The following is a 19269-nucleotide window of genomic DNA, read 5'->3' as shown; positions in this document are numbered from 1 at the left end:
TATACAGAAATCAAATCAGCAAAAAAAGAAGGCACTTTTCCGTATGATAGTTACCAAAAGGTTTAATTTTGCAGTGATTTTTGTCTACCCATTCAATGCTTTAGTGAGGTATGTGTGAGTTAACATATTTTTTCCCCCACTCATCCATCTTTTCTAATATCGGGACAAGCTGCTTTCCTAGATTGGTAAGAGAATATTCAACCACTGGCGGCGTTTCATCATAAACGGTTCGGTTCACTAATTCGTTTTCTTCTAAATTTCGTAATTGTTGTGTTAACATCTTTTGCGTTATTTTAGGTATTAAACGCCTAAATTCATTGAATCTGATAACTTTATGCTGACACAAATGCCATAATATCAAGGATTTCCATTTGCCGCTTAAAACCTCTAAAGTTACTTCTATTTCACATTCATAATTATTACAACTGATCTTGTTTTTTCGATCGTGAGGCATCCTTATCATCTCCTACTTAATAATTAACACAGGTAATGATTTATTAACGGACTCCTATTTACCCTAGTCCACTATCCATTTCTTCATTTTGCTGCTAATTCCTTGATTCATAAAAGTAGTTTAGTCGTATTTTTTCAAACAGACTCTCGATACTCTACGCTAGTCTATGAAAAATAACATCTTCAAGGGTGGTTGTAAATGAAAAATCGGTGATGCATGAGTTTCAGCTTGAACAAGGAGAAGAAGGGGACCGGGAGCGGAAATAGATCATACAGGAAAATCTCCCTGGCCAGTTCCGGTCCTTTAGGGCAGTATGGTGGTAATAGTATACCATCTCATTGCCTGCTCTAGTGCTCATGATCATAAAGGTAATATTTTTCGAGATACTTGACACAGTATGAGGTAACGTAGTATATTTACAACAAAATGTGTATATGCACATAACGGCTGAGCCCTATGAAAGGAGGATATCATGAAACATATTAAAGAAGTTTATCCTAAGCCCCCTAGCCCTTGTTATTGCTTGAATTTGCGGCGGGCTTCCCGAGCGGTTACTCAGCTTTACGATGAGATATTGAAGCCTAGTGGACTTACAGTTGCTCAATTGGCACTACTGAGCAATCTCGAAGTAGCGGAACAGGCCACTATAAACGAGCTGTCAAAGATCTTGCGTGTTGACCGGACAACTCTGAACCGTAATATGAAGCCTCTGGCTGATGCTGGATTTATTGAGATTAACCCGGGCAAAGATTCGCGTACCCGGCAAATAAAGCTGACGAAAGCGGGAAAAGACGTAGTTGCTTCAGGGATGGTGCTATGGAAAGGGGCGCAAGGAACCATGAAGGAATACGTTGGAAAAGAGGAACTGGCTATGCTTAAGCAACTGCTGCCAAAGTTAGAGGCGCTCGTGCCGTGATTTACAAATGAGACCCCATTACAGGCAAATAATTGGTCGGTAGTGCATTGTTTTATGTGTATATACATAAAAAATAATGAGAATTTTGGCCTACTATAGCCTTATTTGAAGAGTTAGAAAAAATATGGATGGGTCAACAACCAGATAAAACAGTACAACATACCCAAATGGTTAATGAGGAATTGCCGAAACAGCAATGGAGCTTGCTTGCACGAGCCAGGATGTTTAACGACGACAACTGATATGAATCAGTTTATTTAAAAGTATCGAAGAAGAAGGGATTCTGGGGGCCGTGCCGAGCGGCATCTACCATGGTCATAATTCAATTAAGTATTAGGGAGGAATTTATTTGGAAAAGACTAATTACCGTGTCGCCCTTGATAAGGGGTGGGAGGATCTTAAACTCAAAGATCCCGCTAATATTGCCGATGTCATGCAGGTAACTTACCTTAGCAACAAGCAGCAGTTCATTGTCCCGCTTTTTAATGAAAAATTCATTGCCGACTGCAGCCAGCAAGCCATCTATAATGCGGCAGATGGCGTGGTTCCCGGCATCGGCGCGCGTATGCTCATACTGCATTACCTTACTTTTTTTGAATCTAGGCAAGAACCTGTCCGCAAGTGGGTCAGCCTTAAGGAAATACCGGGCGGCGGAATGCTTTTCTATCCCGCCTTCTATAAAGATTCCATCCGTGGTCTCATTAAAGCGTTTGGCCACCAGTCGGCACTCCTCTTAGAATGCGCCAGACAAATCGGCGGCCAGCCGGCCAGTTTTGGTACTGCCTCAGCTGTCTTCCAGGTATTCCCCAAGATTCCGCTTGGGGTGATTATCTGGGAGGGAGACGAAGAAGTTCCGGCCAACGCCACTATTTTATTTGATCCGTCTATCGAACATTTCCTACACATTGAGAGCGTTATCGGCGTCGGCAGCTATCTTGCCAACAAACTGATTAAATTGGCGGTAACAAATTCCGGCGTGGACATGGTGCCTAGTAATAATAAAGTTAACAAGCTCTAATATGATCGGGTACTTCGTAACGACAAGATTATCGACATCTCAAAGACAAAGTGCAGGCATCATCCAGACCACAGCTAAACTGGCGGGAGATCTCCGGCGCATAGAGGACGTAGGGAGTTTCGGCACGCCGCTTCTCATTCCCGCGAAGGGGGCGGCTTTTTATAAAATCAAACGTCTGCCCAATATTCGTCTTAGTTATTAGAAATATTTCGTGCACTACTCGCTGATTTAATCCGCTAAAGGAGACATATATGGAAGCTAATTCAAACAGGACAGCATGGCTGATAATGCTAAGCTCAGCCGCAATTTTGGCGATTACTATGGGGGCAAGACAATCAGTTGGGCTTTTTATTTCACCAATCGATAGAACAACTGGCTTAGGTATCGTTTCAATCAGCTTTGCGCTCGCGGTAGGGCAGTTTATATGGGGTTTTGTGCAGCCCATTTTTGGAGCCATTGCTGACAAAAGAGGTTCTTATGGAGTGATTGTATGTGGCACTTTCATGCTTGCAGGAGGATTAGCTCTTACGCCGTTCGTCAATTCAGAGTGGTCGCTGATGTTAACTGTGGGCATTTTAAGCGCAGCAGGAGCAGGTGCTGGGAGTTTTTCCATACTAATTGGTGCCACATCCCAGCAGGTACCTCCTGAACACCGATCTTTTGCCGGTGGTTTTATAAATGCAGGAGGCTCATTAGGACAATTTATCTTTGCACCGCTATTACAAGCTATCATTAGCGGATTTGGTTGGGTTGCCGCCATGTTTACTATGGCGGCAACCACTCTCCTCACAATTCCCCTTGCTTCACTGCTACGCGGTAAACGATCTCCAGAAATGGTAGTTGCAACAGAGCAAAATTCAATGGGGCTGCTTCAGCAAATACGTCTCGCGATGCAGGACCGAAGCTACCTTTGTCTGCATGCCGGTTTTTTTACATGCGGCTTTCATATTGCATTTCTAGTGACACATTTGCCTGGCGAAGTTGCGTTATGTGGGCATTCAGCAGATGTATCTGCGGCTTCATTGGCTATCATTGGTTTATTTAATATAGCAGGCAGTTTGTTTGCCGGCTCACTTGGTTCTCGCTACCGGATGAAGTATATACTTGCTGTAATGTACGGTAGCCGCGCTGTAATGATCGGACTGTATCTCTTGGCTCCCAAAACTGTCTTGACATTTTATATTTTTGCTATATCGCTTGGTTTTACCTGGTTGGCGACAGTACCTCCAACAGCCGGTCTTGTGGGAAAACTGTTCGGAACAAGATATTTAGCTACACTTTTTGGATTGACGTTGCTTACCCATCAAATTGGAGGATTTCTAGGTGCTTGGTTAGGCGGCCTTTCTATGGCGCATGATGGTAATTATATGTGGATGTGGTACGCGGACATTATGTTAGCAGCTTTAGCGGCACTGGTTAACCTTCCGATTCGAGAGGACAAAATAAGCATGTGAGTATAGAATATAATAACGACTAATCGCGGACCGACAGGACAGAGAGTAGTTTCCTTGCTTCGGCAGCAAGTATATGTAAACCTGGGCAAAGCTGGGGAATGCCGTTAAAGCAGTTCAGAAACGGCAGGTGTAGTTTCTGGAAAGCTGAGAATAATAAGTTTGACAAGTGCAAAAAAGGCGCTCAATCCTTAATCGCGGATTGAGGCTTTTTTAAATGAAAAACAAACATGTATAGTGAAAATACTAGTGTTCGGAACATATCAAATCAATAAAATTAGCCATAGCCGCCGTTTGTACCGCATCTTTTCGCTGTATCAGCATTGTTGCGCAATTTCGCAGGTGAGACGGCAATTCATAGGCGGTTAGACCGCCTGACTGAAGCTTACTTTCTATAACGGATTTAGGCAATAAGGAGATTCCCATACCAGACGATACTCCGCCAATAATAGCCTCCAGAGATCCAAATTCAAAACGCATCAGAGGTACAGATTTATTCTCCAGTAAATATCGCTCAAGTAATGCTCGATAAGCGCAGCCAGTGCGGAAAACTAATATCGTTCTATTTTTCATGATTTCCGAAATACTTTGCGTGTCTTGTCCCTTTTCGCTAACTAGGACCATCTCTTCTCTAAAGGCTTCGATTTCGGTGATTTCGGGGTGGTTAACAGGCGCGGCAACAAATGCTAAGTCGAGATGGTAATGCAGAACTTGATTGATTAAGTATTCGGTAGTCCCAGTCTGAAGCGATAATTCGACCTTGTCATATAAGGAATGATATTTTCTAAGCAGTGAAGGAAGGCGAACTGCGGCTGTTGTTTCCATAGAGCCAATTCGCAGTAATCCTCCTGGTACCTCATTTGGACTCAAACGGCGGTATAATTCTTCCATCAGTTGTGTAATCTTTAATCCTTGTTCGAGGAAAATTTGACCGGCGGGGGTGAGCCGTACTCCTTTTGCATTACGATAAAACAAATTAACATTTAGGCTTGCTTCTAGTTTACGGATACGAGCAGTAACACTAGATTGCGCGTATCCCAGTCTTTCAGCTGCTTGGGTCATGGAACCATGTAAAGCTACTTCACGGAATACTTTTAGGTCTTCTAAATCCATGTTTGTTAGCCTCCATAGACAAATCCGATTGCTGTCATAGACATTAATCGCTTTTATTGGCGACTTCTCTATAGTAACATAAAACCATATTCGTTGGCTAGGAGGTGAACAAATCGAAAAATTGCCGTAGTATTTCCACTCTTATAGGTGGAATTTGTGCTTTGAGCTTAGCAATGGGGATTTCGCGATTTGGGTTTACTCCAATAATCCCACTAATGCAAAGAGATATTGGTATAACGGGATGGAATATTGCAGTCATGGCTTCTGCAAACTATTTAGGCTATCTTATTGGAGCGTATATCTCCCGAACACAATGGACAAGAAAGCATTTACGAGCCTGGCTAGGAGTAGGATTAGTTGCCAGTATCATTTTACTGATAGCTGTGCCATTCACGCTGAATGATTCACTTTGGATATTGCTAAGGCTAGGTTCTGGCTTTCTTAGCGCAATTTTATTTGTCGTTGCCTCAAGCGTTACATTAGGACAAGGGCGAAGTGATTGGGCGGGATATCTTTATAGTGGAGTGGGTATTGGCATTGCGTTTACAGGTATATTTGTACCAATGTTCGATACCATAGGTGGCTGGAGAGCCACATGGCTGGGATTAGCGCTTGGTGGAAGTATCTTTGGAACTATTGCATGGTATACTTTAGCGAAAGTATCTTCCTCCGAAGCTGGAGAGCCAAGACAAATACGAACCCCAAATAGCTTTGTGAGGGACTATAAGTGGTACGTTCTTCTCGCCAGCTATGGACTTGAGGGGATTGGCTATATCATTACAGCCACATTTATTGTACAAATGATAGGATCAATGCCTGAGTTGCGCGATATTGCGACCCAAAGCTGGGTGCTCATTGGCTTGGCGGCAGCCCCATCGACATATCTTTGGGCGCAAATCTCAAAAAAGACAAATGTAAAAGTGGGCCTTATACTGGCTTTCGGATTGCAGGCTTTGGGAATTCTTCTGCCAGTTATAATTCCAAATCAAGTTAGTACCTTGATCGGAGGTGCTTTATTTGGTGGAACTTTTATGGGGATAACCAGTCTTACAATAACCTTGGCATGCCAGATGAAACCAGAAGCTCAAATACAGGCTATCGGAGAATTGACAACCGTATACGCCTTTGGCCAGATCATAGGGCCTATTGTAGCAGCGTATCTTCAAAAAAACTTTAATATCTTAGCCCCCAGCCTTTTTGCAGTTGTGATTTTGATATTTGCTTTGCTCGTATTAATGACATTAAAAATAAACAGGAAAGGTGCTGATATCTAATGCCATATGTAAACATAAAAATTACCAAAGAAGGAGCCACACCCGAACAAAAAGCACAATTAATTCAGGGAGCAACTCAACTCCTTGTGGATGTACTAGGAAAAAATCCTAAAACAACAGTTGTCGTGATTGATGAGGTGGATACCGACAACTGGGGAATAGGCGGAGAAACTGTTACTACCTTGAGGAAACGAAATTAAGAAATTGTAATCAGATTTTAGGAGAATAAGTTCCTTTTCTTATTGGCCCTGTCTTCTGGCTATAATAAATCAAATAGTAGTAATAAAAGAGAAACTCCTGCTAAATTGGATTAATCTGGCAGGAGTTTGCGCTTGTGTAGCAAATATTTGAAAATGGGGAAAGAGTTTTTTGAGTATGATGTCGACAACCTCGTCCTTAAAAGTCGAAGAGAAAATTGAAACTCCAATTGGACAGACATTCTATTGGGATTATTACTGCTATGTTAAAGCTCATCCTATTGACACGTGGAACAAACCAACTGCCATTCTCTATGGTTCAGATGATAATGTTTCTGAATCTGATGTGGTTTCTGAATTCGTCAAATGTTATCACTGTGAGTTGAACATGTTGGAACCTGGCGAGCATTATTCTCACACTGACGAACAAATACACTATTATAGGCAGTGGCTGAGCAATAATATTGATGTGGTCAAGTCAGCGGGTGAAGGGTAAATTTATGAAGAATGATAACACTCCTTATGATGACGGGCGTCAAGGGGAGAACTGATATATAATGGTTATATTCCTTGAGTTACTGATGAATGTCTGCAGTGTACCTGTTCAGCCAATATAGGTTGCTTTTATGGCTGGAAAAACGATGAGAGCAGCAATGGATAAATTAAGCTGCTATGGATAATAATGACAAAGTACTAAATTATGCAAGGTGGAAAAATGAAAAAGTATATATTGAGTTTTATTTTTATTTCTATCGTAGCTATTAGTGCCATATTTGTGTCGAAATCGTTTAATAGCGATATGGCGCAAATCATGCATGTGGTTACAGCGGATATGAAACATGAGCGCACGATTTCATGGAAAACATCAAATTTCGGGAATCCGGGAAGTTTGGAGATACGTCCCAAGCAATCGAACAATAGCACAAAAATTAACGCAGAAGCAGTGGAACTGCCGTCGGACAATGGCGGCAAACGGTTTATGCTTTATACGGCTCACATAACCAACCTTACGGCTGGAACTGAGTATGAATATCGTGTTTCTGTTGGCAAGCGGCAATCGGTATGGAAAGAATTCAAAACTGAGCCGGAGGCGACAGCTTTTAAGACACTTGTCTTTGGTGATTCACAGTCAGCTGATTATAGTAAAGATTGGGCGAAAACAGCGCAGATAGCCTGGGCGAACAACCCTGATGCAGCGTTTTTTATTAATATGGGGGATCTCGTTGATAACGGACAAGACGACTGGCAGTGGAACGCCTGGTTTGACGGGGCAGCGAAGCTTTTTGAAGCGATGCCGATAGCTCCGGTGATGGGAAATCACGAGGCATATAGTCTCGATTGGAAAATGGCCCTGCCCAATTATTATCTCTCGTTTTTTGCCGTACCGGGAAATGGTCCGGCGGGGCTGGAACGATATGCTTACTCCTATGATTATGGCGATGTACATTTTACCGTGCTTAATACCCAGTTGAATGAACTGCATGACTGGTATCCTGACTTGTTGGAACAACAAAAGAAATGGCTGGCAAACGACCTAGCTCAAACGCAGAAAAGGTGGAAGGTAGTTCTTATGCATCGCGGTATATGGGCACATCCTTTCACCGGGCCGCTTGATGAAATTGGCAAAGCATTTGCCCCGGTGTTTGATACTTATCATGTGGATCTCGTATTCACGGCGCATGTGCATTCCTATGCGCGTACGGCGGCGCTGAAGAATGGCAGGCGCGATCCCGCCGGTACTATCTATATTACGACAGGCCGCAGCGGGGAAAAGGTCTGGGATAAATCGCCGCAAAAACCGATGGACGAGGTTTATTATAATCCGCTTGACATGCCGAATTACCTTGTGCTGGAAGCTTCGCATGATTTTATTAAAGTCGCTGCTTTCAAACAGAACGGTGAGCTTATTGATCAAACAGAAATCAAAAAATAGCAGCAGGCAATATTAGAAAACCCCCAACTTTGCAGAAAAATGAAACTGCAAAGTTGGGGGTTTTCATTAATTTAACCGGACATATCTTATAAAGGAGACTTGAACCTATTGAATTGCAAGGACAGCATTACCAACAAAGTATTTGGCATATAAATCCTGAACCCAATGTATCAGTGCTTTTTCGGAAGCATTTTGATCTTTTTCGCTATACATATCTGTTTTATATTGGCCGTCTTTGGACCAGTAATAAATTGTTTCTCCTAAAAAGCCAACTGCATAACTGCGGCCTTCCGGAACCGTGATCATGTTTTTTCCTGAAAACTCAAGCGGTGAAGGAATGCCTAATATCCCCAAAAGAGTAGGGGCAAAATCGATCTGGCTCGCGAATGCTGCACTGCTGAAATTATAAAAAGGCTGCAAATTGGGACTAACAAAGAGTAACGGAATGGGAGCCAAGGTTAAACTAAGGTCGCCTTCGCCAAGACGTTTATAATGGTTATTCTGACTTGGATGAGGATTATGATCGCTCGTAACAATAATAAGAGTCTTATCGTCCAATAACTTCCGGTTCTCAAGATCCTGGAAGAATTTTTGCAGGGTAATATTCTCCCAGTAAATTCCTTTAAGAAAGACATTGTTTGATTGATTATGGATAGCTGCCGGAATATCATCTTTAGACAATCCGCAATATGGATAGGGCTGATGCGAATCTATCGTCTTTGTCACCAGGAAAAGCTTTTTATTGCGGTTTTGCTCAAGGATTCGGATGGTTTCTTCATACATTACGTCATTATGAAATCCCCAGCCACTGCTGCCAATATATCCTTCTTTCTCCAAATCTTCTTTTGCTCGGTAAATGTTCATGCCAAAACGTTTTTTATAGGCGCGAAATTCATCATTATAATATTGGCTGGTAGCCTCCAAAAATACGGTATCATAACCATTTCTTGCAAGAACTTTAAATAACGTGGCATTATCTTCAAAAGCTTGATCATCGGTATAAAGCAACTGGGATAGAAACATGGAATTGAGCCCTTGCGTCGTCGGCTTATTCGCAGTGTAATAATGATCTGAATGGGGATATTTGGCCCACAGGCTATCTAAGAATTGGGTTGTTTCCGCTGGGATACGTGAGTTATAGAAATGCAAGTAATCCCGATGAAAAGATTCAGCGACTATGACAATGATTTTTTCATAGGGAAAAGCGTTTGGAACGGCAATAGGCTTTTCGCCAATCTCGATTCCCAATTCACTCAACAGCAGTTTTTCATTTTTAGAAAATGCCACACGATAAAGCTGGCTGGCGGCGGTTATATGCCTTTCGTCATTTCGTCTCAACTCTCGTACTAAGTTGACGGTTACAGACCCGGAAATGAGATCGCGGGATATGTTTCTGGCTTTTTCTATGTCACTTTCCTCGTCAAATCCATTTTCCAGCAGAACTTTTGGATAGATGGAGACCGTGGCGAAATTGATAAAATTAAATCCAATATAGAGCGTTATCATTACGATGCCGACACTTTTTGCATGGAAAGGCTGGATCCTTTTCGGAAGGCGGAATAATAACATAAGCAAGATAAAGCTCATTATAATTCCAAGTAAAACATATTTATCTGCAGTATAGATTACACCTAGTATTGAGTAATTATTTAGATTGTCGAACAGTATTTTTTCAATATGTGATGAGGTAACAAAAAAATATGCCGTATCACAATAAAAAAACACAATGGTAATAAAATACGATAAAAAGTAGGTGATTTTGGCTAGAATGTTGCTCCATTTCATGTAAACGCAGCAAGCGAGCAATACAAGTATACTATTATTAATTACACCGGCGAAAACGGCTATGAGGGTCATTACATTATAAATTAACTTAAAAGAATGGATTATCGTCATTGAGATTCCCAGCCAAAGAATCGAGACAACCACTACCGGAAAATAATTCCGTGCAATTTGTTTGACATGAACTATATTTTTTCGGAAAAACATAAATATACTTGCCAGCAATATATCACGAAAAATAGCATTCGATATGTCAAGCGCAAAGATATCTGTCGGAAATTCCGGTTCGCGACTGTAGAATTGAAACGAAAGATATATTTCAATGACAAGTACCAAAACGATTGCGATAATCTTATTTTTGTGGAGGAAAAATGTTTCTTTGATGTGTGCTCCGTTAATGATGATAATAACTCTCCTTCAGCATATCTTTAGCTATGTAGTCTTCGCTACAGTAATTTCATAATCCTTTTCTGTGATAAAACACTTATAGAGTAATAAATGTAAAAGGTGCCAGGAGCAGGAGCGCTGCTTTTGGCAGCAGACAGGTTGTAAAGTCATAGCCATTCTGGTGAGATGGCCTATATGATTTATGAAAGACAAATTTAGTAGTTTTAGCCACACCACCAAATCAGGAGCTATTTTAAACAATATGGCTCTAATTGCTCTTTAGCTTATTTTAGCACCCATTTACTGCCTAAAGGTCCCTTAATCTTCCTTGCCAGACTTCTTTTCCGGGAGTACACTGAAAGAACCTTATATTATTTCTACACTTAGTTTCATTATTTTCATTTTATTCAGACCTTTTTCGACGCATTTATTAAGTAGCGACTGAAATTATTGTAAAGAAAGGGATGAGATTGTGAAGGCATTTCAGATCGGCGGGGTCGCTTTAGTTTTTATCGCGGTTTCCTTGTTTGTACTAAACTTAGTTCACTTAAGCGGTGCTATTTGAATATTAAGGGATAAGGTAATTTGGAATATGTAGGGCAAAGAAAGACACCACCCATTTGGATGGTGTCTTTCTTTGCTTGTGCTATTTCCTTAAACATAAAAGGGCGGGCTAGTAAACTCTAGCAATGGTGTCGATAATCCTGTTCCGGTGACACAATTTGTCTCAATAACATAGAAAACATGTAAAAAAAGGTAAAAATGTATTTTTGTTGAAATAATACAAAAATATGATAAGGAGGGGGAAGCGTGTATAAGAAGCTTATTTATTTAGTAATTATGTGCTTCTTGGCCACAATACCGATGGCAGGATGTTATCAACAAGAGAGAGAGAGGGCGGTATCTATGAAATATCCAGTCAAACCGATTACGGTTATTGTTCCTTATACTGCGGGGGGAAGTACAGATATAATGGTACGGGCAATGGAGAAGGGGGCAATGAAATATATGGACCAGCCGCTGATCATCACCAATATACCAGGAGGCGGAGGTAATATAGGTTGGAACGAACTGGCTGGGGCTAATCCTGACGGCTATACTCTCGGGGCAGTAGGTACCGGAACAATTTTGCAAACGCTTTATGGCCAAACTAGATACCATTACGTTACAGCTTTAGAACCGATAGTTCAGGTAGCCGATTTCCCCATCGTTGTGGCGGTTAGAGCAGATCAGCCATGGCAAAATATCGGGGAATTAATCAAGTTCGCAAAAGCGCATCCGGGAGAAGTAAAGTTTGGTCATTCGGGTGTAGGTTTGGCCGTACATATTACAGGGGAAATGCTCGCCAAGGAGGCCGGGATTGGTATTGTACCGGTTCCTTTTAGGGGAGATTCAGAAGGAATAGCGGCTCTTTTGGGCGGGCATATTCAGCTTTTATTTGGGACCGCAGGAATAAAAGAACAGATTACGGGCGGTAATGTTCGGGTGCTGGCAGTTGCATCTGAGAAACGCTCAACTATTCCTGAACTAAAGGATGTACCAACTTTGAAAGAGCAGGGAATAAATGTTGCTTTTAGTATTTGGCAAGGAATTGGGGCACCTAAGACGATGCCAAGTGAAGTCAAGGTACGGTTAGCTGAAGTTTTCAAAAATATAGTGAACGATCCGGATTTTAAAAATCATGTGGAAAAAATGGGAATGTCAGTAGAATACATGGGACCGCAAGAAATTAGCGAAAAATGGATAACCGAATCCGGAAGACTTGATACATTCCTAAAAGAAAGCGGTATTGTCGACCAAATTGCGACACAAAAAAAGTAGGCGAAGAAGTTTACTAGTCTAGACGAGATACGGGACGGCAGAAAACAGCCGGTTGGAGTGCAGTCTTTATCACCTAGCCGGCTTTTGTTTTTATTGGCATAGATTTTTGTGGGACAAGGGACAGGCACTTTGTCCTTCCGACAAACAAAGCAAGGAATGTCAGGAATTATGATCAATTCTTGTATATAATATATACAAGAATACAATTTCATTTTCATAGGCTGTTCCGCAAAATCGTAGGTACCTCGGTAATGGAATATGTTAGGCGTCGGAGGTTATGTGAGGCCGCGAAGGAGCTTGTCGAAACAGACGCAAAAAACTCATGTATAAGCTAAGCTGGCATAATACATAAAAAACATGAAGGGCTATTACTCACTTACCTGTATGAGTCATGGTTCTTTCATTTTTTAGCAACGTTGGATTTAACTAAGCTGAGAATCAAGAAATGGATCCGCTTCGTCCCGGGAATTTTGTCTCAGTGTGGTATAATAAGAAGAGCAAGACACTCTGGCCCACAAGGAGACTTAGCCATGACCTCAAGGCAAATCCACCTCATATTTGACACCAAGATTGGCGGCGCCAAACCGGTGACCGTTGTTGATCGCGGACATAAATGCCCCTTCTGTTGCCGCGAAGAACTTGAGGACATCATCGCCGAGGATGGGCCGATACTCCTCGTCGTCAACAAATACCCGGTGCTCCGGGACACCTTCCCGACCGTCCTCATCGAAACCGATGACTGCGCATCCGAACTGTCGCTCTATCCCAAGGACCACCTCCACCGGGTCGTCCGCTTCGGCGTCGGGAATTGGCTGGACATGATCGCCGGCGGCGAGTTCGCCTCGGTCCTGTTTTTTAAAAACCACGGTCCCAGCTCGGGCGGCTCCATTCGTCATCCCCACATGCAGATCATAGGTCTCCGTCACCTTGATTACACCGCCAACATCCCCCCGGCCAGCCTCGAAGGCATCGTCATCAGCCGCGACGGCGGCGTTGAACTCGCCATCGCCGACAAGCCGCTGGTCGGCTTCGTTGAACTCAACATCAAACTCGCCGACCTCGGGCAGCTCGACCGGCTGGCCGACTACCTGCAGATCTGCGCCCACTATTTCCTCCACCACTTCAACCGCCATTGCAACAGTTACAACATCTTCTTCTACCATATAGGCGGTCAGATAACCGCCAAAGTCATGCCCCGGTTCGTTACCTCGCCCATCTACATCGGCTACGCCATTCCGCACCTGTCCACCCGCATTCCCGATGTCGCCGCTGACCTCAAACGAATATATGGATTATAATTTCCGCTTTAGCGTATTAAACTAAACAATGACTGATTATTACATTGAGATTGCAATGTAGCTGTCAGGACAACTAAAATGGTGATTTACATAAGCTGACAGATAGTCTGTCAGCCTTTTAGTTGATATCCCGGACGAGCTCACTAATAGCTATTGAAAATGATTCTCGATAATGCTACAATATGTATACATGGCGAAAACGTAGAGTACGACCCGTGTTTTCGGCAATTGAGATGAGGAAGTGTTAGCAATGTGTATTTCGTGCGATGAAACGTCCCAAATTTTTTCTGTTGAAATCGTAACCCAAGAGCCTGTCAGCAATAATATTGATTTGTATAAAGAGATTGCCCACCGATTGTTTCAAAACAAGGTTATATCGCTTATTAACGTTGGCAACAATCGCGCTTATGTAGCGAATGATAAACAAATCTTTGGTTTTGAACTTCATCTAACGAATCAGCACAATCCGGCGAATGTAACCCTGACGAATGTTGAGAATGCGCTGGAGGGGCTTTTGACCCAGTTCGAGGGTTATTCTGAAATGCAGATAAAACTGAATTAATGACGTCAAAGCATTCTTCGGAGTGCTTTTTTACTATCCAATAATATGCTGACGTCGGTTTATCTCTACATACGCAACATTGGTCAAAAAGGAGGAACAAAAAGGGAAACCCCGCCAATATCGGCACAACTCACTGGAAGAGAGGGATAGAGATGAAAAAGCTTATGGCGATGCTGGGCGCCTGTATGCTGTGCTGCCTGCTGAGCGTCAGCGCATTGGCTGCGGAGCCGGCTGACTTTTGGCAGTATGAAAAAAATATTGAACAGGTGGCGGAACCGTTAACGGAGCAAATGATGCAGGCGCTAAACGATGAAGATTATGGCCGATTTCAAAGCCGCCTGAGCGAAAAGATGAAAGTGGCGCTTCCCGAAAGCGCGTTTAAGAAAATGGCGAATGATTTGAAAGGAAAATTCGGTAGCTACAAAGCCAAAGAAGTAATGAGTATTGAATTACGCGAAGAATATATGATAGTTAACTACAAAGGCATGTTTTCTCAGACGGCAGATCCGGTGCTGATACGTACTGTACTTGTGCAGGAAAACGGGAAAACCTGCATTGGCGGCATATGGCTGAATCCGATGAAGCTGGTTGAGCATACTGATCCTAACCCGTAAAGCTAAAGGGACGATTGGCAGGACGCAAAGGGGCAATTCTCCCTGCATCCCTATGGTAAATTTCATCGTTTGTACCCGATGTGGAGAAGCGTACCACTGGTAACGGTGAAGCAGGCGTCAATCCTTATATAATAAGGATTGACGCCTGCTTTTTTGCAACAACAATTTTGGTTTTTCCATTAAATAGTCAACCCCGTCCCCGTGACACGCCTGCCCGAAGGATATGGAATCCCCAAAAAGCAAAAACTATAATCAGCTTCTAACCGGGAACGGCTCAAATATTGCTTATATGCAAGTACTAAAATCTAAACAGCCTTGAAAGGAGTGCTGGTATGAAAGAAGAAAAAATTGCTTATATAAACCCGGCGAATATGATGACCCCGCGAGGGTTTTCGCAAGTTGTTACGGTGTACGGCAACCATAAAACAATATACGTTGGCGGACAAGACGCAGTAGACGAAACTGGAAACACTGTCGGCAAGGGTAGTCTTAAATTGCAAACAGACCAGGTGCTGGTAAATATTGAGAAAGCACTGACGGCAGCAGGAGCCGGGCTGGAAAATGTAGTTAAATGGAATGTCTATCTAGTCCAAGGCCAGAATCCGCAAGCAGGCTTCGAGGTTTTCAGGGAAAGGTGGGGTAACCGACAAGATCCTCCGGCTTTGACCGTTTTATTTGTGGCGGGATTAGCGAACCCCGAATGGCTGATAGAGATCGATGCTATTGCGGTAACTACGAAATAACGCTCGGATAAGTTCCCGCGACATTGCGGCGGTAGGACATTTGACTTTGCAATAATATACTAGCCGCATCTATTTTTCCCGATGTATAATTCATGATATTAACTTACGAGGAGCTTATATCATGAACATTACATCTTTTTTAATATACTGCGTTATTGTAACCTTTACACCTGGCCCTACTAATATTGTTATATTGTCTACGGTACAGGGGTTTGGAATAAAAAAAGCTATGGAATACTCGTATGGAGCAACCATCGCCTTTGGTGTCTTACTTGTCATCTCCGCTATATTGAATACCATGCTTGTGGCCGTAATTCCGAAGATATTGACTGTAATGCAAATAATAGGGACCCTGTATATTTTGTATTTGGCATATCAGATATATACAATGGATACAGCGGGTTCTACTGAAAAACAGGTTGCAACGTTCAGGTCAGGATTTATCATGCAGTTTGTAAATCCCAAGGTAGTGTTATTTACAATGACGGTAATCCCCGGTTTTGTTATGCCATACTACACTGACCCTTATTTACTAGCAATATTTGTTGCGATTATTACTGTTGTTGGCTTTTTAGCATTTGTCACTTGGGTTCTTTTCGGGGCGATTTTCAAGGAACTCCTGCTGAAATATCAAAAGCCAGTTAATGTAAGTATGTCACTTTTTCTAATATATTCTGCTATAATGGGCTCAGGATTAATTGAGCTTATTAGGAGGTGACGGACATGGAAAGATTCATATATAAAAAATCATCAGATATCACTGCGCTATCAGCAAGTTTTACAGATTTCACATATAAAAAACATTGTCATGAGGAATACGCATTGGGTGTAACCCTGCGGGGCATTCAAGAATATAACTTAGATGGCAGTTTCCATTCGTCCTATGAGAATGGGGTTATGCTCTTTAATCCTGAACAGATACATGACGGTTGGGCCCATGACCGTTCGGGGCTTGATTATGTTATGCTATATATCGAACCGAGGCTATTTTTGGATATACTGGGGAAAAAGGATAGGGTGCGTTTTGCATTCCCCATTGTCTATAATCAGGCTCTTAGAAGTAGTATCTTAAATCTTTCCAGTGCGATTCATAGTGAAGAAGATGAAGCCTTGTGCAGTGAGCTGCTACTATCCCTTGTAGACAAATTTAATCCAATTAATATCTTTATAGATTATAAAAGAGATAACAAGCTAATTCATAAAGCAAAGGAAATGATTTATTCTAAATTACATGAAGTAATGAGTCTTGATGAAATATCTAAAGAGTTTTTTATCTCAAAGTTTCAGTTTATCAGGTTATTTAAAGCGAATACCGGAATTTCACCATATCAATATTTTATATTTTGCAAGGTAAATCGCGCTAAGCAGTTACTGGAAAAAAACAAGGATATTTATTCGGCTGTAGCAGAATGTGGATTTGTTGATTTATCTCACCTAAATAAGCATTTTAAAAGAATCTATGGAATAACAGCGTTTGAATATAAATCACATTTGAATTAGAATTTTACTGGATTTGATGGGGTCAGGAATGAAAATATAATTGGAATACTTAAATAGCCATACTGCAGCGCAGTATGGCTATTTAAGGTTAGGCCACGCCGGGAATGTCGAGGGGACGGAGTTGTTGACACTTATCTCTTTGGCGGTAACCACGCCCCACTGACATAGGAAAATACCTATTCATGTAGAAGTTTCTTATTTTAAGGTGGTAAAAGAATATTCCCTTAGCGTTCTTGTTGCTTATACCTACGGTTCTGTGAAAGGAGGATACAATGAAGGATTTTTTTACTATTGGAGAAATGTCCAAGCTATTTCTTGTAAAAGTAGAAACCCTTAGGTATTATGATGAGATTGGACTATTGAAACCCCAATATACTAATAAGCAGACTAATTACCGTTACTATACAACCCAACAGTTTGAACGGTTAAATTCAATTAAATATTTGCGTGCTTTAGGGGTGCCGATCAGCAAACTTCTTGATTTTTTTAACTATCGTGACACAGACACACTTGTGACACTGTTAAACGCTCAAAAGTCGGAAATTGCCCTTAAAAAACAGGAGCTAGAGAAAATTGAACGAAAAATTTCCCGCCGTCTGGGGCAAATTGAGGATGCGATTAATACTCCGCTGGATACAATTGCTGAAGTAAAGCTCCCTAAATGGCGTGTAGCTCATTTACGCCGCGAATATGTACTTGGTGATGATATTGAATATCCGGTTTCAGAATTAATTAAAAGTTATGGTATAGATGGAGATGTATTTTTGGGAAAAGTCGGTATTTCTATCTCAGTTTCCGATCTAAAGGCCAATAGATTTAACCGATATTCCAGCATATTTTTGATTCTGGAAGACGAAGATCAAATTACTGACTCAGATATTACGTTCCCGGCCCGGGAATACTTACGAATTCGTTTTAAAGGTTCTCATATAAGCGCATCACAATATTATAATAAATTATTTGTATATATGAAAAGGCATCACTATGAGCTAGTAGATGACTCTATAGAAATCGCACTGATTGATTACGGTATAACTAATGATATAGATAAATATGTCACAGAAATACTATTGCCCTATGTCCGCTTATAATTTTTTTGAGCGGACATTTTTTCTTGACCCTATAGTTACTAGAGCGTTTATGCTATTGTAAAGTTGGTTTAAACAGAGGTGTAATATGAAAATTTTAATTATAGGCAATGAAGATCGGTACAGAAAATATATGCCCGACTTAGAGATTATAAGGCAGATTACGATGGTTTTTTGTCCTCGCGGTGCAAGCGATGAAGAATTATTGGCAGCGGCCCGGGATGCAGATGCGATTTCCATTGATCCTATAGCCAGACTTTCCGGTAATGTTATCCGGCAAATGCCCAAGCTTAAAATTATTCAGTCAGAAGGTGTCGGATTCAACGGCATTGATTGTCAGACTGCAAAAGAAAAGGGAATTTTTGTATGCAATTGTAAAGGGGCAAATGCAGGCGCTGTTGCCGAACAGGCAATACTGCTTATGTTGGCTCTCCTGCGAAGCATCATAACCGGTGACAGACTTGAGCGGGAAGGTCGGCAAATGGAAGTGAAGGAGCGGCTGATGTATGAAGGTATCGCCGAACTGGGAGACTGCAAAATCGGTCTTATTGGGTTTGGGGATATCGCCAAGGCCGCTGCTAAACGTCTGCTGCCGTTTGAGTGTGAGATTTTGTATTACGACAAAAATAGAGCGCCGCAGGAACTGGAAGAAGAATATCATGTATCTTACATGGAACTGGATAAAATGATTTCCACTTGTGATATTATCAGTCTCCATTGTCCTGTTACACCGGAAACAGTAGGAATGGTTAACGCCGAATTTCTATCAAACATGAAAACAACTGCTTATTTGATCAATACCGCAAGAGGAGATATCGTTGACAATCAGGCGTTATATGATGCCATTGTTATGGGAAAAATTCGTGGAGCTGGCCTGGATACGGTATACCCCGAACCGACAACAAAAGATAATATACTTCTGAATCTACCGGAGGAATGCAAAGAACGTATTATTTTTTCACCTCATATAGGCGGAATTACAACCAGCTTTTTCCGCCGGGCGCATCTATTCAACTGGAGTAATGTGGAAACTGCGTTGAATGGAAAACGGCCGCAGCATATTGTAAATGGACTATAAATTTATGACACATGATATGTGAAAAGATAATATTTTAAGG

The 19269-nt window shown here is 41.8% G+C and carries 20 protein-coding genes; 17 read left to right on the top strand and 3 right to left on the bottom strand.

Annotated features, from left to right (window positions below):
- Positions 1 to 100: 100 nt before the first annotated feature.
- On the bottom strand, positions 101 to 454 hold the full coding sequence (locus SATMO3_RS22245; RefSeq protein ID WP_371371958.1) for a winged helix-turn-helix transcriptional regulator: 354 nt from the start codon (positions 452 to 454) through the stop codon (positions 101 to 103).
- A gap of 472 nt (positions 455 to 926) precedes the next feature.
- Between SATMO3_RS22245 and SATMO3_RS22240 the strand changes: the two genes are divergently transcribed.
- From SATMO3_RS22240 to SATMO3_RS22230, 3 genes are all read left to right on the top strand, one after another.
- Positions 927 to 1370, top strand: a complete 444-nt coding sequence (locus SATMO3_RS22240) for a MarR family winged helix-turn-helix transcriptional regulator (RefSeq protein ID WP_371371957.1) — start codon at positions 927 to 929, stop codon at positions 1368 to 1370.
- Between the two features lie 349 nt (positions 1371 to 1719).
- On the top strand, positions 1720 to 2388 hold the full coding sequence (locus tag SATMO3_RS22235) for a DUF3786 domain-containing protein (protein WP_371371956.1): 669 nt from the start codon (positions 1720 to 1722) through the stop codon (positions 2386 to 2388).
- Positions 2389 to 2639: 251 nt separating this feature from the next.
- On the top strand, positions 2640 to 3842 hold the full coding sequence (locus SATMO3_RS22230) for an MFS transporter (protein WP_371371955.1): 1203 nt from the start codon (positions 2640 to 2642) through the stop codon (positions 3840 to 3842).
- Between the two features lie 243 nt (positions 3843 to 4085).
- Here SATMO3_RS22230 and SATMO3_RS22225 read toward each other — a convergent pair whose 3' ends face one another.
- The gene (locus SATMO3_RS22225; RefSeq protein ID WP_371371954.1) at positions 4086 to 4952 is read right to left on the bottom strand and encodes a LysR family transcriptional regulator; all 867 of its coding nucleotides are present in this window, start codon (positions 4950 to 4952) and stop codon (positions 4086 to 4088) included.
- Positions 4953 to 5113: 161 nt separating this feature from the next.
- Here SATMO3_RS22225 and SATMO3_RS22220 point away from each other — a divergent pair, with 161 nt between their 5' ends.
- From SATMO3_RS22220 to SATMO3_RS22205, 4 genes are all read left to right on the top strand, one after another.
- Positions 5114 to 6226: a YbfB/YjiJ family MFS transporter gene (locus SATMO3_RS22220; RefSeq protein WP_371371953.1), complete on the top strand. Its 1113-nt coding sequence runs from the start codon at positions 5114 to 5116 to the stop codon at positions 6224 to 6226.
- On the top strand, positions 6226 to 6426 hold the full coding sequence (locus SATMO3_RS22215; protein ID WP_371371952.1) for a 4-oxalocrotonate tautomerase family protein: 201 nt from the start codon (positions 6226 to 6228) through the stop codon (positions 6424 to 6426). Before SATMO3_RS22220 ends, SATMO3_RS22215 begins: the two co-directional genes overlap by 1 nt.
- Positions 6427 to 6601: 175 nt before the next feature.
- Positions 6602 to 6919: a hypothetical protein gene (locus SATMO3_RS22210; RefSeq protein ID WP_371371951.1), complete on the top strand. Its 318-nt coding sequence runs from the start codon at positions 6602 to 6604 to the stop codon at positions 6917 to 6919.
- Between the two features lie 219 nt (positions 6920 to 7138).
- Positions 7139 to 8356, top strand: a complete 1218-nt coding sequence (locus SATMO3_RS22205) for a metallophosphoesterase (protein WP_371371950.1) — start codon at positions 7139 to 7141, stop codon at positions 8354 to 8356.
- Positions 8357 to 8461: 105 nt separating this feature from the next.
- On the opposite strand, the gene SATMO3_RS22200 is transcribed toward SATMO3_RS22205, so the two are convergent.
- Complete coding sequence (locus SATMO3_RS22200) at positions 8462 to 9925, bottom strand: LTA synthase family protein (RefSeq protein WP_371381768.1); 1464 nt, start codon at positions 9923 to 9925, stop codon at positions 8462 to 8464.
- Positions 9926 to 11335: 1410 nt separating this feature from the next.
- Between SATMO3_RS22200 and SATMO3_RS22195 the strand changes: the two genes are divergently transcribed.
- From SATMO3_RS22195 to SATMO3_RS22150, 10 genes are all read left to right on the top strand, one after another.
- Positions 11336 to 12346: a Bug family tripartite tricarboxylate transporter substrate binding protein gene (locus tag SATMO3_RS22195; protein ID WP_371371949.1), complete on the top strand. Its 1011-nt coding sequence runs from the start codon at positions 11336 to 11338 to the stop codon at positions 12344 to 12346.
- Between the two features lie 179 nt (positions 12347 to 12525).
- Positions 12526 to 12681 carry a helix-turn-helix domain-containing protein gene (locus SATMO3_RS22190; protein ID WP_371371948.1) on the top strand — a complete coding sequence of 52 codons (156 nt, stop codon included), beginning with the start codon at positions 12526 to 12528 and terminating at the stop codon, positions 12679 to 12681.
- A 195-nt stretch (positions 12682 to 12876) separates the two neighbouring features.
- Entirely contained in the window at positions 12877 to 13644 is a 768-nt protein-coding gene (locus SATMO3_RS22185; protein WP_371371947.1) for a DUF4931 domain-containing protein, read from the top strand.
- 250 nt (positions 13645 to 13894) lie between these two features.
- Positions 13895 to 14206: a hypothetical protein gene (locus SATMO3_RS22180; protein WP_371371946.1), complete on the top strand. Its 312-nt coding sequence runs from the start codon at positions 13895 to 13897 to the stop codon at positions 14204 to 14206.
- Positions 14207 to 14358: 152 nt separating this feature from the next.
- A complete protein-coding gene (locus SATMO3_RS22175) occupies positions 14359 to 14820 on the top strand; it encodes a DUF3887 domain-containing protein (RefSeq protein ID WP_371371945.1) in 462 nt (153 codons plus the stop codon).
- 332 nt (positions 14821 to 15152) lie between these two features.
- Entirely contained in the window at positions 15153 to 15563 is a 411-nt protein-coding gene (locus SATMO3_RS22170) for a RidA family protein (RefSeq protein ID WP_371371944.1), read from the top strand.
- Positions 15564 to 15684: 121 nt separating this feature from the next.
- The gene (locus tag SATMO3_RS22165) at positions 15685 to 16281 is read left to right on the top strand and encodes a LysE family translocator (protein ID WP_371371943.1); all 597 of its coding nucleotides are present in this window, start codon (positions 15685 to 15687) and stop codon (positions 16279 to 16281) included.
- Between the two features lie 5 nt (positions 16282 to 16286).
- Positions 16287 to 17063, top strand: coding sequence for an AraC family transcriptional regulator (locus SATMO3_RS22160; protein ID WP_371371942.1), 777 nt, complete (start codon positions 16287 to 16289; stop codon positions 17061 to 17063).
- A 272-nt stretch (positions 17064 to 17335) separates the two neighbouring features.
- Positions 17336 to 18154 carry a MerR family transcriptional regulator gene (locus tag SATMO3_RS22155; protein WP_371371941.1) on the top strand — a complete coding sequence of 273 codons (819 nt, stop codon included), beginning with the start codon at positions 17336 to 17338 and terminating at the stop codon, positions 18152 to 18154.
- Between the two features lie 85 nt (positions 18155 to 18239).
- A complete protein-coding gene (locus tag SATMO3_RS22150; protein WP_371371940.1) occupies positions 18240 to 19229 on the top strand; it encodes an NAD(P)-dependent oxidoreductase in 990 nt (329 codons plus the stop codon).
- The last annotated feature ends 40 nt before the right edge of the window (positions 19230 to 19269 follow it).

Source organism: Sporomusa aerivorans (assembly GCF_041428895.1).
Taxonomy (GTDB): Bacteria; Bacillota; Negativicutes; order Sporomusales; family Sporomusaceae; genus Sporomusa; species Sporomusa aerivorans.
The sequence above is the reverse complement of the archived record's forward strand: the minus strand, read 5'-3'. Positions and strand labels throughout refer to the sequence as shown.

Excerpts from the sequence above, each read along its gene's own strand:
- SATMO3_RS22200 (WP_371381768.1), bottom strand. The coding sequence starts at position 9,925 with ATGTTATTATTCCGCCTTCCGAAAAGGATCCAGCCTTTCCATGCAAAA.
- SATMO3_RS22165 (WP_371371943.1), top strand. The coding sequence starts at position 15,685 with ATGAACATTACATCTTTTTTAATATACTGCGTTATTGTAACCTTTACA.
- SATMO3_RS22150 (WP_371371940.1), top strand. The coding sequence starts at position 18,240 with ATGAAAATTTTAATTATAGGCAATGAAGATCGGTACAGAAAATATATG.
- SATMO3_RS22230 (WP_371371955.1), top strand. The coding sequence starts at position 2,640 with ATGGAAGCTAATTCAAACAGGACAGCATGGCTGATAATGCTAAGCTCA.
- SATMO3_RS22160 (WP_371371942.1), top strand. The coding sequence starts at position 16,287 with ATGGAAAGATTCATATATAAAAAATCATCAGATATCACTGCGCTATCA.
- SATMO3_RS22225 (WP_371371954.1), bottom strand. The coding sequence starts at position 4,952 with ATGGATTTAGAAGACCTAAAAGTATTCCGTGAAGTAGCTTTACATGGT.
- SATMO3_RS22205 (WP_371371950.1), top strand. The coding sequence starts at position 7,139 with ATGAAAAAGTATATATTGAGTTTTATTTTTATTTCTATCGTAGCTATT.
- SATMO3_RS22180 (WP_371371946.1), top strand. The coding sequence starts at position 13,895 with ATGTGTATTTCGTGCGATGAAACGTCCCAAATTTTTTCTGTTGAAATC.
- SATMO3_RS22240 (WP_371371957.1), top strand. The coding sequence starts at position 927 with ATGAAACATATTAAAGAAGTTTATCCTAAGCCCCCTAGCCCTTGTTAT.
- SATMO3_RS22185 (WP_371371947.1), top strand. The coding sequence starts at position 12,877 with ATGACCTCAAGGCAAATCCACCTCATATTTGACACCAAGATTGGCGGC.
- SATMO3_RS22210 (WP_371371951.1), top strand. The coding sequence starts at position 6,602 with ATGATGTCGACAACCTCGTCCTTAAAAGTCGAAGAGAAAATTGAAACT.
- SATMO3_RS22215 (WP_371371952.1), top strand. The coding sequence starts at position 6,226 with ATGCCATATGTAAACATAAAAATTACCAAAGAAGGAGCCACACCCGAA.
- SATMO3_RS22245 (WP_371371958.1), bottom strand. The coding sequence starts at position 454 with ATGCCTCACGATCGAAAAAACAAGATCAGTTGTAATAATTATGAATGT.
- SATMO3_RS22155 (WP_371371941.1), top strand. The coding sequence starts at position 17,336 with ATGAAGGATTTTTTTACTATTGGAGAAATGTCCAAGCTATTTCTTGTA.
- SATMO3_RS22175 (WP_371371945.1), top strand. The coding sequence starts at position 14,359 with ATGAAAAAGCTTATGGCGATGCTGGGCGCCTGTATGCTGTGCTGCCTG.
- SATMO3_RS22170 (WP_371371944.1), top strand. The coding sequence starts at position 15,153 with ATGAAAGAAGAAAAAATTGCTTATATAAACCCGGCGAATATGATGACC.